Raw genomic sequence first — 14,477 nt, 5'->3', positions numbered from 1 at the left:
TATTATCGTTGCTGGTTTGTTGTTAAAAAGCCAAGAAAGAAATGCTTCCGGTGTCAGTTCACTGTTTGATTGCACCTTTTTGTTTCTGTGAATACAAATTTGAATAACTTTTTTTGCTAAATCAACGCCAACTCTAGTACGATACATAACAGGACTCTTTTAATATATTTGTGTGGTAACTTTTATATTACCTCACTCGTTAAGGGTGAGGGAGTCCAATTATCTATATAATGCTTTACTAGCTGGGGGAGTTGCAGGACTGAAAAGTAAGTATAGTGAGCTAAAAGAGCAAAATAACCCGCTTCGAGAAAGAACCATCAACTACTTTGGTTATGAATTAATGACAATGAAAAAACTTGATGCCGCCATTGCAATCTTTGAACTCAATGCAGCGCAATACCCTGACTCTGCGAACACGCATGACAGTTTAGGAGAAGCTTATTTAACTGCAAATAAGCCAACACTCGCATTAAGGAGCTATCAAACTGCACTTGCATTGAACCCTGAGAGTGAAAGTGCAAAAAAAGCCATCAAACAACTGCTATTAAAATAAACGAAAAAAGAAACTGCCGATAAATTTATTATCCAAAGATCACGTAATTAGGGTGTACTTGTTGCTTTAGTTTACCAATACACTGGTGTCAAGTATCCCCTTCTCAACAAGCTGTTTTAGTGTTTCGTGTGCTTTTTGTCTGCATACATCACGCAACAACCGCACTGCGGGCGTAATTGATTGCCGACTTGGGCAAATTAGCCACAGCTCGCCGCAGGTATGTTGATAATCAGGCATAACTGTAACGACCCTGTCATTAAGCAGGTCATCTGCAATATCCAGCGCCGATTTTACAGCAAGTCCTTTACCGCCAACACACCAACGCCTAACTAAATCACCATCGTTTGAAGCTCGCCTTCCCTGCATTTTTACTTTGTATTTATTTTCGCCATCGGTAAATTCCCAAACATTATTGATAATGTCTTGTAGCTGATAAAACAGTCCTTGATGCTGTTCAAGATCATCGGGATGTATGGGGTTAGTGTGCTCAGCAAGATACTCTTTGGTTGCACACAATAAACGCGGCACCGTACAAATTTTAAATCCATACACGTTAGCATCATTAGGCGAGCCATAGCGAAGCGCTATATCAACTGAATCACGATAAAAATCTATGTTACTGTCACTTATGTGAGTACGTAAACTCACTTTAGGGTAGTTGTCCATTATTTCATCTATCCAAGGGATCACTAAATTTCGACCAAGATCAGATGACAATGCAACCCTCAGCTCGCCTTCAATTTCATCGTGTTCACCTTTAATGTTTTGCTTTGCCTGCTCAAGTATTGTCAGCGCTTGCTCACACTGCACAATGTACCGCTCGCCTGCACTTGAAAGCCTTAGGTGACGTGTAGTACGTACAAATAATTCACAGCCTAATGCTGATTCTACTCGTTTAATTGCTGCACTGGCAGTGGCTGTACGCATATCTAGTTTTGCTGCGGCGCGCGTAATACTTCTAAACTCCGCTACTTTCAAAATCAGTTTTAAATCTTCAATCTGCATATTATCTATTTTTATTTGATAATGATTCAATCATTATGGTGTTTATCTAAAGCAAAGCAAGGATTACTATGCATGTATAGAATAAACCTAGCTTAGATACATTCATTCGTAGGAGTTAAAGTGGCACAACTGACCATTGTGGCAAATATTATTGCCAAACCTGAACACATTGATTTAGTAAAAGTGCAATTAATAAAGCTTATTGAAACAACACGCGCTGAGCAAGGCTGTATCAATTACGACTTACATCAAAATAATGATAACCCCGCTCATTTTATGTTTTATGAAAACTGGCAAACCCGCCAATTATGGCAAGCACATATGAACAACCAACACCTTCAAGACTATGTTGAAGCTGTTGATGGTGCAATTGAGTCATTTACACTTAATGAAATGACGATTATTAAGTAATCAAGGTTTAGCTAATTTAAACTATTCGCTACAGGAAAAAATATGACACACCCAATTATTAATGACTTAAATACTCGTTACACAACAAAAAAATACGATGCAACCAAACGTGTTGCTGCTGACGATTTAGCCGTATTATATGAAGCAATGCGCCTATCACCTTCATCTATCAATTCGCAGCCGTGGAAATTTATTGTGATTGAATCAGATCATGCTAAACAACGTATGCATGACACTTTTGAAAACAAATTTCAGTTTAATCAGCCGCATGTTAAAACAGCCTCGCATATTATTTTATTTGCCCACAACCCTAAATACAGCCGTGAAGATTACGCCAGAGTTATTGATGCGGATATTAAAAATGGTCGTACACCAGCAGAGAACCGTGAACAAGCATTTGGCGCTTACGCATTTGTTGACCTTAACACCGATGAAAATGGCAATAACGAAGCATGGACAAAAGCACAAACATATATTGCACTGGGTAACACAATGCATACCGCGGCGCGCTTAGGGATTGACTCAACACCAATGGAAGGCGTAGATCCACATCTTATTAGCCAAATATTTGCAGATGAACTCGACGGATACATTTGTGATGTTGCACTTGCTATTGGCTATCATGAAACGGTAACCGACTATAATGCTAAATTACCAAAATCACGTTTGGGCCAAGAGCACGTGATCAGCATTTTATAGCTTATAAATACACATCACTATAATTCCAAAATAAAATGCACAAAAATAACAATTGTGCATTTTTAATCTTATTCGTAATAACCGTTAATTTGTGTTTTAAGATAAAATAGCCCTTAAAAAATTGATACGTTATCCACCCTATCTACCTTACATTTGAAGTCAACCTCACCAGCAAATTGCGCAAAAAAACGCTCAAATCCAGCTGATAATTCAACCCTAATATGATATTTAAATTCAAGTCACTTTGAAAAATGGTTGAATTTGTAGTATTTTTGTACCGCTTTTACATTTCACCTTGATTACCCAACAATAATGAAAGGGAAGACAAGCTAAGTGGCACTCAGCGATTAGGCTGAGTGGTTAGGCTGAGTGGTTAGGCTCAATACTAATCAATTAAAAGGAATTATCATGAACAACATAAATAAAATATGTGTGCTTTGTATTACTTTTCTAAGTTTTACATTTAGCATACAAGCAAAGCCCCTACTTTCACCCTACCCAAATGCAAAGTTGCAGAATTCAGTTATTTTAGCAGGCGAAGAAACTCGCCTTGTTACAAAATTTGTGCCTAAAGAAAAACGACCTCAACAATTTGAATATCAAAAATTTATTGGAGATACCGGACATTACTCTTATACGATAAAAAATGTTGCTTCGTTAAAGGTAACAAAAAATTATGAAAGTGCGTTAAGTGATGCTGGTTTTAAAGTGGTTTATACATGTTCTTTAAGTGATTGTTATTCAGGAGATAGACATGTACAAAGAAAATTATTAGCTGACAAGTCTAGCTACTTTAACTCTGGTAATCAATTCCAACAACCTCACTATATTTTCGCCACAAAAGGGGATGAGTCCCTCGATGCTGCTATTTCGTTATTTGTTGGTCAGTATAAAAATACGACGCGAGTATTATTAACCACAGTGGATATAAAAGACATTGAATCAGGACTTGTCACTGCCAATTTTGACGCATTTACCAAACACAATAATAAACAGATAACCAAGGCACCACGTAAAGATAAAGGAGGCTCAGCAGACCATCCATTAATAAGTCGCTACCCTAGTAGTTATATTGAAGATTATAAACAGGTTGATTATGAAGAATTCAGCATTCCTGTTGGTATTGTTGATACAAAAACAAACACACTCCCAATGCTAGACGTTACCGGAGACTTAACCAAAATTACTTATATCGTAAACAGGGTGTCAACGCTAAAAATTTATCATAATTATCTAAGTGCTTTAGTTAAAGCAGGGTTTGAAACGGTATTCTCTTGTCAAAAAAATACATGCAGTGGTAACACCAGAGATAGGTTAATCGATGAGGATTTACAAAAGTTAGGTGATAAGCTCGCTGTAAAACAAGCTTATAATTACTGGCGCCAACCTCGATACCAAGTTATGAAAAGTACTGTTGATGGCCAAACTACCTATGTAGCTTTTTTTATAGGTAACTTTGAAGGCGATTCTCGTATTCAGCTTGTAGTGATGCAGAGCGAGCCATTATTAACTGGGTTAATAGAGACAAATAGCGATAAAGTGTTAGAGCAACTTAAGCAAAAAGGTAAAGCCTCAATCTATGGGGTGTTATTTGACTACGATAAAGCGGGCATAAAGCCTGAATCTAAACAATCATTGGATGTCATTGCGCAAGTTTTAGAAAAAAATAAGGCATTGAGTTTGTATGTTGTTGGTCACACAGATGATAAAGGCTCTGCTGAATATAATTTAGAGCTTTCTAAACGTCGGGCTGATGCTGTTGTTAACGCTTTAATTACTAACTATGGTATCGCTGAAAAAAGATTAATTTCACAAGGTGTTGGGCCCTATTCCCCTGTAGCAACTAACAAAAATGAATTAGGCCGCGAACTTAATCGACGTGTTGAGTTAGTGGAACAAATGTCGGATTCAAAATAATTAACCTCTGCGCTACTACGGTATGGTTAATGTTTAATACATTCTGCATAAGTTAGATGAATAAGTGGCTTATTTCCCTAATAAGCCACTCTTTGTGCAACTGGTTAAGCATAAAACAGTTAATACCAATCTTAGAGCTGCGCGAGGTAAACTCCCTCCTACGATACATGCATAAAGATCTAAACCTGCCGTAGGCGGGGCTTTATGCCGCGCATGATTTACTAATATTCACAAAAGAAGGTACTACTCTAAATACGTTATTATTTTAGCGTTTTTAACGAGTGTGTTTTCAAGCCTTGCACTGATCTTCACTTTTGCTCCATTAACTAAACATAAATTGGGCGCTACATGACCAATATCTGCATCTATTATTACTGGAAATAAACGATCACTGAGTGCAAGTTCCAGCGCTTGGTAATAATCAATATCTTGCTCTTTTGTACTTATAACCGCACTTCGACCAATAATTAAGCCATTAATAAGACCAAATATATCATTTAGCTTAAGTGAAATAATAAACCTTAATACAGCTGCCGGCTGAAGCTCTGCATTTTCTAGATACAAGACCAAACCATGCGGCGCGAACTGCTTTTTAAATTCATGTAGTGATAAAAAAGGTGACGTAAGCAATAAACCTAATGTATCCAAACAGCCACCAAATAGTCGCCCAGAAAGCTCAACATCACGGTTGTCTTTTACATTGAGACAACGCCATTGGCTAGGCTTTGACAGTGAAAATAACGCATCCGGTGATTGTGCATAATTAATTGCATCACCTTGATAAAAGGCCGCAGGGGTTTGAGTAAACTCATTGCCCGCTTCAAGCTCAAGCGTTTTAAATACTTGTAAGCAATGAGTATCTTGTTCGTCTGGATGTAATTGCATTAAATTTGTACAGTGCAATGTGGCCCAACCGCATTTCGCTGTTATTACACAAGCAAGTGTACTTATATCAGAGAACCCAACCAGCCATTTAGGGCGAGACTTTTTAATCACATTAAAATCAAGGTGTGGAAGTATTTCCATAGCAAGCTCACCACCCCAAGGTGGCATAATTGCGGCAATGCTATCATCAGTCAAAAAAGTCATTAACTCATCTGCACGTTGCTTTGCAGAGCAATTTTTTTGCCTTAAACACTCCCCTTCTATTACTTCGTAGCCGCGCAGTGTTAAACCATTCAATACAATATCAAGGCGTTTATGGAAAGGGCTTTCTACACTAGAAGAAAACGCACAGATTGCAATTTTATCGCCACTTTGTAATGCTGTAGGGAAAATAACCTTTTCCATAAAAAACCTAAAGTATAAGAAACAATTACTTCTAACGTACCTAGTTTATTAATGAATGTCGAGGTTAGCATAGGCATAAAAAAACCGATGCTTATTGCTAAGCATCGGTTTTTAATAAAACGTGAAAGTCAGTAAAGTAATTAAACGTACTCAACCTCAAGGATTTCGTATTCCACGTCGCCTTTCGGGGTTTTAATGATCACAGCATCATCAGCTTGTTTACCAATTAAACCACGGGCAATCGGTGAATTTACCGAAATACGGTTATCTTTAATACTCGCTTCATCATCACCAACTATTTGGTATTTAACTTCAGCGTCAGTATCAACATTAACGATTGTTACTGTCGTACCAAAAATAACTTTACCTGTATTTGGTAACTTAGTTACATCAATGATTTGTACATTTGAAAGCTTTGCTTCAATCTCTTGAATACGGCCTTCACAAAAACCCTGCTGTTCACGCGCTGCGTGATATTCAGCGTTTTCTTTTAAGTCACCATGTTCACGTGCCACTGCAATATCAGCAACAATTTTTGGACGGGTAACTGTTTTTAATTCGTTAAGTTCTTTGCGCATTAAATCTGCGCCACGAACTGTCATCGGAATTGTTTGCATACTTTTCTCACTTAATCCCAAGGCCGATTAAGGCCTTGGCACATTTCCTTAGTTCAATCGCTGGTGTAGTTCTTGAACTGACGTCACTTTGCTGCGGTCGTCTGCTTGGTTAGCAGTACAGTTAGCAAATGCCGCATTCAAGGTCGTAGTATAGTTAGTCTTGTGTTGCAATGCACCACGACGTAACACCTTCGAATCTTCGATCGCTTGGCGACCTTCGGTAGTATTAACGATATAGCTATACTCGCCATTTTTGATTCTATCAAGAATATGCGGGCGACCTTCAAATACTTTGTTTACACGGCGTACCGCAATACCAGCATCTTCAAGTGCAGCAGCTGTTCCACCGGTTGCATCTAGTTCAAAACCAAGATCTGTCATGGTTTTAGCTAGCTCTACAATACGTGGTTTATCGCTATTACGCACAGATAGTAACGCGCGACCACCGCGTGGTAAAGTATTGCTTGCACCTAATTGCGCTTTTGCAAAAGCTTCAGCGAACGTATCGCCTACACCCATCACTTCACCAGTAGAACGCATTTCAGGGCCACGGATTGGATCCACGCCTTGGAACTTAGCAAATGGTAATACCACTTCTTTTACACTGTAGTAAGGTGGAATAACTTCTTTAGTAATACCTTGGCTTGCTAAAGATTGACCTGCCATACAACGCGCCGCTACTTTAGCAAGTGCAACCCCCGTCGCTTTAGAAACAAACGGTACTGTACGTGCTGCACGTGGGTTAACTTCGATTAAATATACTTTGTCTTCTTTTACAGCAAACTGTGTATTCATCAAGCCAACTACACCAAGCTCAAGTGCCATATCAGTCACTTGCTTGCGCATTACGTCTTGTACTTCTTGTGATAACGAATGTGCTGGTAATGAACAGGCTGAGTCACCTGAGTGAACACCGGCCTGCTCAATGTGTTCCATGATGCCGCCGATAATCACTTGCTCACCGTCGCAAATTGCGTCAACGTCAACTTCAATCGCATTATCTAAGAAACGGTCAAGCAATACTGGCGCTTCATTTGATGCTTGTACAGCTTCGGTCATATAACGACGTAAGTCTTGCTCGTCATACACGATTTCCATCGCACGGCCACCAAGTACATACGAAGGACGTACTACTAATGGAAAACCAATTTCAGCTGATTTTAAAATCGCTTCTTCTGTTGAAGTCACTGTTGCATTTTCAGGCTGAAGAAGGTTTAAACGCTCAACTAATTGTTGGAAACGCTCTCGGTCTTCTGCACGGTCAATCGCATCTGGCGAAGTACCAATTACTGGCACACCGTTCGCTTCAAGTTCACGAGCAAGTTTAAGTGGCGTTTGACCACCGTATTGCACGATTACACCAACTGGCTTTTCAACACGTACGATTTCTAGCACGTCTTCAAGGGTAATTGGTTCAAAGTATAAACGGTCTGAAGTATCGTAGTCGGTAGAAACCGTTTCAGGGTTACAGTTAACCATGATAGTCTCAAAACCATCTTCACGTAATGCAAGCGCTGCGTGAACACAACAGTAATCAAACTCGATACCTTGACCTATACGGTTAGGACCGCCACCAATAACCATGATTTTATCACGATCAGTTGGGTTCGCTTCACACTCTTCATCGTACGTTGAATACATGTAAGCGGTATCAGAGCTAAATTCAGCAGCACACGTATCAACGCGCTTGTATACTGGCAAGATGTTTAATAAATGACGCTTCTTACGAATCTCAGCTTCAGATACACCGGCAATTTCAGCAATTCGCGGGTCAGCAAAACCTTTACGCTTTAACTTACGTAGGAAGTCAGCATTTAAACCAGCCATACCTACATCGCTAATTTTTGCTTCGTCTTTTAAAATGTCTTCAATTTGTACTAAGAACCAGCGGTTGACTTTAGTCAATTCGTAAACATCTTCAACACTCATACCATGACGCATTGCATCGGCGATGTACCAAATACGCTCTGCACCTGGTTCACGTAGTTCACGGATGATTTTTTCTTTCGCTTTAGGGTCATCAAGTGCCACAATTGGGTTAAAACCCGTTGCGCCTACTTCAAGACCGCGTAATGCTTTTTGTAACGACTCTTGTTGGTTACGACCAATCGCCATTACTTCGCCTACAGATTTCATTTGCGTCGTTAAACGATCGTTTGCACCGGCAAATTTTTCAAAGTTAAAGCGAGGAATTTTTGTTACGACGTAATCAATCGATGGTTCAAATGACGCAGGTGTTTTACCACCAGTAATATCATTTTGTAATTCATCAAGCGTGTAGCCAATCGCAAGCTTAGCCGCGATTTTAGCAATCGGGAAACCTGTTGCTTTTGACGCTAGTGCAGATGAGCGTGATACACGAGGATTCATCTCGATGATAACCATACGGCCATCTTCAGGATTAATACCAAACTGTACGTTTGAACCACCTGTTTCAACACCAATTTCACGAAGAACCGCCATAGAAGCGTTACGCATTAATTGGTATTCTTTATCGGTTAATGTTTGTGCTGGTGCAACAGTGATCGAGTCACCTGTATGCACGCCCATAGGGTCAAAGTTTTCAATGGTACACACGATAATACAGTTGTCGTTTTTATCGCGAACAACTTCTGTTTCGTATTCTTTCCAACCAATGAGTGATTCATCAATCAGTAATTCGTTAGTTGGCGAAAGGTCTAAACCGCGCTCACAAATTTCTTCAAACTCTTCTAAGTTATACGCTACACCGCCGCCGGTGCCGCCCATAGTGAAAGAAGGTCGAATAATACACGGTAAGCCAATACGCTTGATGATGTCTTTTGCTTCATCCATTGAATGAGCGATTTCAGCACGTGGGCATTCTAAGCCGATGCTTTTCATTGCCACATCAAAACGTTCGCGGTTTTCTGCTTTGTCGATTGCATCAGCCGTTGCGCCAATTAGCTCAACACCGTGTTTAGCTAAAACACCATGCTTGTCTAATTCTAGTGCACAGTTTAATGCTGTTTGGCCACCCATAGTAGGCAGTACTGCATCAGGCTTTTCTTTTTCAATAATTTTTTCTACAACTTCCCAGTGAATTGGCTCGATGTACGTCGCATCAGCCATATCAGGATCAGTCATAATTGTTGCAGGGTTTGAGTTAACTAAAATAACTCGATAGCCTTCTTCTCTGAGTGCTTTACACGCTTGAGCACCAGAGTAGTCAAATTCACAGGCTTGGCCGATTACAATCGGGCCAGCGCCTAGGATAAGAATGCTTTTTATGTCGGTACGTTTTGGCATTGTTACTCCGGTCTAATTAGTTGTTACGCGCTTGCATCAAATCGATGAAGTGGTCAAATAATGGGGCTGCATCGTGTGGGCCTGGGCTTGCTTCTGGGTGACCTTGGAAGCTAAACGCTGGTTTATCGGTGCGATGGATACCTTGCAACGTACCGTCAAATAACGACTTATGCGTAGCACGAAGGTTATCTGGTAACGTTGTTTCATCAGCAGCAAAACCATGATTTTGCGCTGTGATCATCACAACACCACGGTCTAAGTCTTTCACTGGGTGGTTACCACCGTGATGACCAAACTTCATTTTCACTGTTTTTGCACCCGAGGCAAGAGCTAGCAATTGGTGACCTAAACAGATACCAAAAATAGGTGTTTCAGTTTCTAAGAAGGTTTTAATTGCATCGATGGCGTATGTACACGGTTCTGGATCGCCCGGGCCATTCGATAAGAAGATACCATCTGGGTTTAGTGCTAACACGTCAGCTGCCGAGGTTTGTGCAGGTACAACGGTTAATTTACAACCACGATCTACAAGCATACGTAAAATATTACGCTTTACACCGAAGTCATAAGCAACAACATGAAACTTTTCATCGGCTGCGTTTAGAGTTTTGAACCCTTCGCCTAATGTCCAGCTTGATTCACGCCACTCAAAGTTTTCCTTGGTTGAGACTACTTTCGCTAAATCCATACCTTTTAAGCCTGGGAAGGCTTGCGCAGCTGCGAGCGCTTGGTTTTCGTCTACTTCGTCACCGGCAACAATACAACCGTTTTGAGCGCCTTTATCGCGCAAAATACGAGTCAGTTTACGGGTGTCGATATCTGCAATACCTAAGATATTACGTTCTTTTAAATAATCATCTAACGATTGCTCGTTACGAAAATTACTTGCTAGCAGTGGCAAATCACGGATCACAAGGCCTTTAGCCCAAATGTGACTCGCTTCTTCGTCTTCGCTGTTAGTACCCGTATTACCGATATGTGGGTACGTCAAAGTTACGATTTGTTCCGCGTATGAAGGGTCAGTCAGAATTTCCTGATAACCAGTCATAGACGTATTGAATACTACTTCACCGACAGACATGCCGTCGGCGCCGATTGCAGTACCGCGAAACACTGTGCCGTCTTCTAGAACTAACAGAGCGGATTTAGTCAAGTTAACCTCCTAACAGTAAAAAACGGGCGTAAAGTCATTTGCTTTACTACCCGTTTATAGCGATTGGAAACACGCAATTATGAATTTTTGGCAAATTAGCGCTATTTTATAGTAATTTGGCTTTTAGGTCTAACCCTATTTCAATAATTAGCAGAAATAAGCCTTATTAGCTAAAAAAGCCACCAAACACCCAAAAATGCAACTAAACTACTTCAAGTCAAGCACATCTTGCATATCATAAAGTCCTACAGGCTTATTTTTCAACCAGCCTGCAGCTCTTACTGCGCCTAATGCAAAGGTCATTCGCGAACTGGCTTTATGAGTTAATTCAAGCCTTTCGCCAGAAGTTGCGAAATATGCGGTATGTTCACCAACTATATCCCCCCCTCTAAGCACCGAATAACCAATTTCATTTTGCGATTTTTCTTTTTCTACTTGGCTACGATCAAATACCGCAACATCATCATGTACCCAGCCTTTTGCCTCTGCAATGGCTTCGCCAATAGCCAGCGCAGTGCCTGATGGCGCATCTATTTTATGGCGATGATGCGCTTCGAAAATTTCGATATCTAAGTCATCACCAAACTTTGTTGCCGCGGTTTGTACTAAGTTAAGCAGTAAATTCACACCTACGCTATAGTTGCGCGCAAATACGATCGGGATATGCTGTGCTGCCGCTTGTAAGGTTTGCATGTCATCATCATTTAAACCGGTAGTACCAATAACCATTGGGATTTTTTGCTTGATGGCCGTCTTTAAGTGCTCACGCATACCGGCAGGCAATGTGAAGTCAATTAGTACATCAATGTCTTCAACATTACGCTCATCACTAAAGTCCATAGCAACTGGCGCTGCACTATTTAACTGATTAACCGCTAAATTAAGTAAGGGCGAACTACTACGGACATAGGCTGCGCCAAGCTCTGCATTATTATTTTTATGTGCGGCTTCGACTAATGCCAGCCCCATTCTTCCATTTGCGCCAAATACGCCGATTCGATTCATGTTATTAACCTATGCATGTTTGAGTTCGCTAGATTTTATCTAAAACTCGTGTAATAGTCAGGTAACCCTTTAAAATAATAATAACAGATACCCATAGACTTTAGCCATCTATACATTTAAACTTCCTTCTTTGCGCCGATTTGGTCTTTGGCTTGCGGGCGCTGTTGAGGTACTTATCTTTTTTGATGAGACAAACAACTAAATTCAGCTAAAAGAGGGAAGCTTTGGCTGTTGTAATGAGTTATCTAACGAGGAATATGATGCAGCCAGCATTTAATAAAACAACAGCAAAATTATCTTTGCTCCCCCTACTTACCTTTGTGGCCTTATTTTTAGGTGCTGGTTTATACCTGCAATCACAAGGGGTTGATTACGCCTTTTATCAACTTCCTGCCCCCGTCGCGATTTTACCTGCGATTATGCTAGCGTTTATCCTTAATAAAAATACCATCAACCACAGTGTCGAAACCTTTATAAAAGGCGCAGGCCATAACAACATCATTACCATGTGCTTGATTTATTTACTTGCCGGTGCGTTTTCTGCCGTAGCGGGTGCCACTGGGGGTGTTGATGCCGTTGTTAATGCGGGCTTATCGCTTATTCCACCAGCCTTTCTTTTACCTGGTTTATTTTTAATTGCTGCGGTTGTCTCTACAGCAATGGGAACGTCAATGGGCACCATTGGCGCGATTGGCCCTATCGCCTATGCCGTATCAATTAAAACCGGTATTGACCCTGCATTGATGGCCGGTACGATTGTATCTGGTGCTATGTTTGGTGATAATTTATCTATTATTTCAGATACGACGATTGCCGCAACACGTACGCAAGGTTGTGAGATGAAAGATAAATTCCGCGAAAATTTAAAAATAGCCTTGCCTGCTGCAGCGCTAACAATTGGCTTATTATTTTATTTAACACCAGCTGCGCAAGCTGTTGAAACGAGCGATTACAACATTTGGTTAGTGCTTCCTTATGCGTTTATCTTAGTGTTAGCCGTAATGGGCTTTAATGTTTTTGTGGTGTTATTTAGTGGTATTATTTTCGCCGCACTCATGGGCTTTACGGGCAGTTATGAAGGCGCAAGCTTTGTAAAAGATATTTATAAAGGCTTTACCGATATGCAAGAGATATTCTTGTTATCAATGTTTATAGGTGGCTTATCTGAGTTTATCCGTATTAACGGCGGCCTTGATTATATAGCGCATAAAATTCAGGCTATCACCAAGGTAATTGCCAAATGGCACCGTAAGGTAGCAGATCAAATTGGTATTGCCGCATTAGTAATGACCAGCAATATGTGTATCGCCAACAATACTGTGTCGATTATTGTTGCAGGTCCTATCGCTAAGAAGCTAGCCGATGATGGTAAAATTAGTGGTAAACGCTCAGCAAGCTTGTTGGATATTTTTGCCTGTGTAACACAAGGCTCGCTGCCTTATGGCGCACAAGCTTTACTGTTAGGTGCAACATTTAAAATTAGCCCATGGGAAGTATCAACCTCCTCGTACTACTGTTTTATATTGGCGTTTACCGCCATCACTGTAATTTGCTTACGTCGAAATAAAGCATAAAAGATAATAAATCCCGTGCTGCGCCCAATTCTAGGCGCAGCTGCTATACTTTGCTTTGAATTTTCCATTAAGCATAACGTTATGAACTTAAAAACATCTTTACCTTTAATTACGCTTTGCATACTAAGCACTTCAAGCTTTGCAGCTAGTTGGAGCAAAACCCAGTTACATATAAATCGTGGTGATATTACAAACCCATTCACTTCATTAGAAGCAGGCACTACCAATGTTTCTCTACAACATGCATCTGGTTACGATTACGGCGATAACTTTTTCTTCATTGATTATTTAAATGATGATTTAGAAGATGATTACCAAGATCGTGACTTTTACGGCGAATGGTATTCAACTTTCAGCCTGTCTAAAATATCTGGTAATGACTTTTCATTTGGTGCCATTTCTGATGTCGGTTTAACCGCTGGGTTTAATGCCTCAGGAGAGGCTAAAGTATTAAAATACTTACCCGGGGTAAAAGTTAATTGGCAAGCACCCGGGTTTAGCTTTTTATCGACCTTAGTGACCGCCTACATTGATGATAATGAAGGTATTGCACGTGGTGGTGCACCAAGTGAAACTAATAGTTGGATGCTTGATATTGCGTGGGGGTATCCATTTACGATTGGTTCTCAACACTTTAATATTACAGGCCACATTGAATACATTGCTGAACGCGAAAATGAATTAGGCAATGATGTTAAAGCGTGGATTTTAGCGCAGCCAATTATTACTTGGGATTTGGGCAATGCCATAGATATGAAAAAAGACACACTCTTAATAGGTTTAGAATGGCAATACTGGCATAACAAGCTAGGCACTGATACCAATGAGTCTGTGCCACAACTTCATGTAGAATGGACCTTTTAACGTCAAATATTATAATATAAGCAACGTATTAAAATACGTTGCTTATATCTAACTTAATTAATACCAATCAGCATAAATATTTGAACAATTTAACGAATTAAATAGACCCCATATCTACCCAG

At 40.2% G+C, this 14,477-nt stretch carries 12 protein-coding genes; 6 read left to right on the top strand and 6 right to left on the bottom strand.

Going from position 1 to position 14,477, the window contains the following annotated elements:
* The first annotated feature begins 340 nt into the window (after positions 1–340).
* Positions 341–553 carry a hypothetical protein gene (locus ACJJVX_RS12605; RefSeq protein WP_405631705.1) on the top strand — a complete coding sequence of 71 codons (213 nt, stop codon included), beginning with the start codon at positions 341–343 and terminating at the stop codon, positions 551–553.
* 66 nt (positions 554–619) lie between these two features.
* On the opposite strand, the gene ACJJVX_RS12600 is transcribed toward ACJJVX_RS12605, so the two are convergent.
* Positions 620–1,558: a LysR family transcriptional regulator gene (locus ACJJVX_RS12600; protein WP_054206238.1), complete on the bottom strand. Its 939-nt coding sequence runs from the start codon at positions 1,556–1,558 to the stop codon at positions 620–622.
* Positions 1,559–1,678: 120 nt separating this feature from the next.
* On the opposite strand from ACJJVX_RS12600, the gene ACJJVX_RS12595 reads away from it, so the two are divergent.
* The 3 genes from ACJJVX_RS12595 to ACJJVX_RS12585 all read left to right on the top strand — a co-directional run bounded on the left by ACJJVX_RS12595 (position 1,679) and on the right by ACJJVX_RS12585 (position 4,585).
* The gene (locus ACJJVX_RS12595) at positions 1,679–1,969 is read left to right on the top strand and encodes a putative quinol monooxygenase (protein WP_054206237.1); all 291 of its coding nucleotides are present in this window, start codon (positions 1,679–1,681) and stop codon (positions 1,967–1,969) included.
* Between the two features lie 42 nt (positions 1,970–2,011).
* Positions 2,012–2,668: a nitroreductase family protein gene (locus ACJJVX_RS12590; RefSeq protein ID WP_054206236.1), complete on the top strand. Its 657-nt coding sequence runs from the start codon at positions 2,012–2,014 to the stop codon at positions 2,666–2,668.
* 408 nt (positions 2,669–3,076) lie between these two features.
* On the top strand, positions 3,077–4,585 hold the full coding sequence (locus ACJJVX_RS12585) for an OmpA family protein (RefSeq protein ID WP_054206235.1): 1,509 nt from the start codon (positions 3,077–3,079) through the stop codon (positions 4,583–4,585).
* A gap of 243 nt (positions 4,586–4,828) precedes the next feature.
* Here ACJJVX_RS12585 and ACJJVX_RS12580 read toward each other — a convergent pair whose 3' ends face one another.
* From ACJJVX_RS12580 to dapB, 5 genes are all read right to left on the bottom strand, one after another.
* The gene (locus ACJJVX_RS12580) at positions 4,829–5,875 is read right to left on the bottom strand and encodes a S66 peptidase family protein (RefSeq protein ID WP_054206234.1); all 1,047 of its coding nucleotides are present in this window, start codon (positions 5,873–5,875) and stop codon (positions 4,829–4,831) included.
* A 140-nt stretch (positions 5,876–6,015) separates the two neighbouring features.
* Complete coding sequence (greA, locus tag ACJJVX_RS12575) at positions 6,016–6,492, bottom strand: transcription elongation factor GreA (RefSeq protein ID WP_054206233.1); 477 nt, start codon at positions 6,490–6,492, stop codon at positions 6,016–6,018.
* Positions 6,493–6,540: 48 nt separating this feature from the next.
* Entirely contained in the window at positions 6,541–9,759 is a 3,219-nt protein-coding gene (gene carB / locus ACJJVX_RS12570) for a carbamoyl-phosphate synthase large subunit (protein WP_054206232.1), read from the bottom strand.
* A gap of 16 nt (positions 9,760–9,775) precedes the next feature.
* Positions 9,776–10,912: a glutamine-hydrolyzing carbamoyl-phosphate synthase small subunit gene (gene carA / locus ACJJVX_RS12565; RefSeq protein WP_054206231.1), complete on the bottom strand. Its 1,137-nt coding sequence runs from the start codon at positions 10,910–10,912 to the stop codon at positions 9,776–9,778.
* Positions 10,913–11,119: 207 nt separating this feature from the next.
* The gene (gene dapB / locus ACJJVX_RS12560; protein WP_054206230.1) at positions 11,120–11,917 is read right to left on the bottom strand and encodes a 4-hydroxy-tetrahydrodipicolinate reductase; all 798 of its coding nucleotides are present in this window, start codon (positions 11,915–11,917) and stop codon (positions 11,120–11,122) included.
* Between the two features lie 260 nt (positions 11,918–12,177).
* Here dapB and ACJJVX_RS12555 point away from each other — a divergent pair, with 260 nt between their 5' ends.
* Positions 12,178–13,491 carry a Na+/H+ antiporter NhaC family protein gene (locus ACJJVX_RS12555; RefSeq protein ID WP_054206229.1) on the top strand — a complete coding sequence of 438 codons (1,314 nt, stop codon included), beginning with the start codon at positions 12,178–12,180 and terminating at the stop codon, positions 13,489–13,491.
* Positions 13,492–13,572: 81 nt separating this feature from the next.
* Positions 13,573–14,355 (top strand): nucleoside-binding protein, encoded by a 783-nt coding sequence (locus ACJJVX_RS12550; RefSeq protein WP_054206228.1) that lies wholly within the window; start codon positions 13,573–13,575, stop codon positions 14,353–14,355.
* Positions 14,356–14,477 lie beyond the last annotated feature (122 nt).

Origin of the sequence: Pseudoalteromonas sp. Ld20 (genome assembly GCF_045064175.1) — a bacterium.
In the GTDB taxonomy this organism is placed as follows: domain Bacteria; phylum Pseudomonadota; class Gammaproteobacteria; order Enterobacterales; family Alteromonadaceae; genus Pseudoalteromonas; species Pseudoalteromonas neustonica.
This window is presented reverse-complemented; position numbering and strand designations above follow the sequence as displayed.

Coding starts and splice junctions, on each gene's coding strand:
- ACJJVX_RS12605 (WP_405631705.1), top strand. CDS start 341: ATGACAATGAAAAAACTTGATGCCGCCATTGCAATCTTTGAACTCAAT.
- ACJJVX_RS12600 (WP_054206238.1), bottom strand. CDS start 1,558: ATGCAGATTGAAGATTTAAAACTGATTTTGAAAGTAGCGGAGTTTAGA.
- ACJJVX_RS12590 (WP_054206236.1), top strand. CDS start 2,012: ATGACACACCCAATTATTAATGACTTAAATACTCGTTACACAACAAAA.
- ACJJVX_RS12585 (WP_054206235.1), top strand. CDS start 3,077: ATGAACAACATAAATAAAATATGTGTGCTTTGTATTACTTTTCTAAGT.
- ACJJVX_RS12580 (WP_054206234.1), bottom strand. CDS start 5,875: ATGGAAAAGGTTATTTTCCCTACAGCATTACAAAGTGGCGATAAAATT.
- greA (WP_054206233.1), bottom strand. CDS start 6,492: ATGCAAACAATTCCGATGACAGTTCGTGGCGCAGATTTAATGCGCAAA.
- carB (WP_054206232.1), bottom strand. CDS start 9,759: ATGCCAAAACGTACCGACATAAAAAGCATTCTTATCCTAGGCGCTGGC.
- dapB (WP_054206230.1), bottom strand. CDS start 11,917: ATGAATCGAATCGGCGTATTTGGCGCAAATGGAAGAATGGGGCTGGCA.
- ACJJVX_RS12555 (WP_054206229.1), top strand. CDS start 12,178: ATGCAGCCAGCATTTAATAAAACAACAGCAAAATTATCTTTGCTCCCC.
- ACJJVX_RS12550 (WP_054206228.1), top strand. CDS start 13,573: ATGAACTTAAAAACATCTTTACCTTTAATTACGCTTTGCATACTAAGC.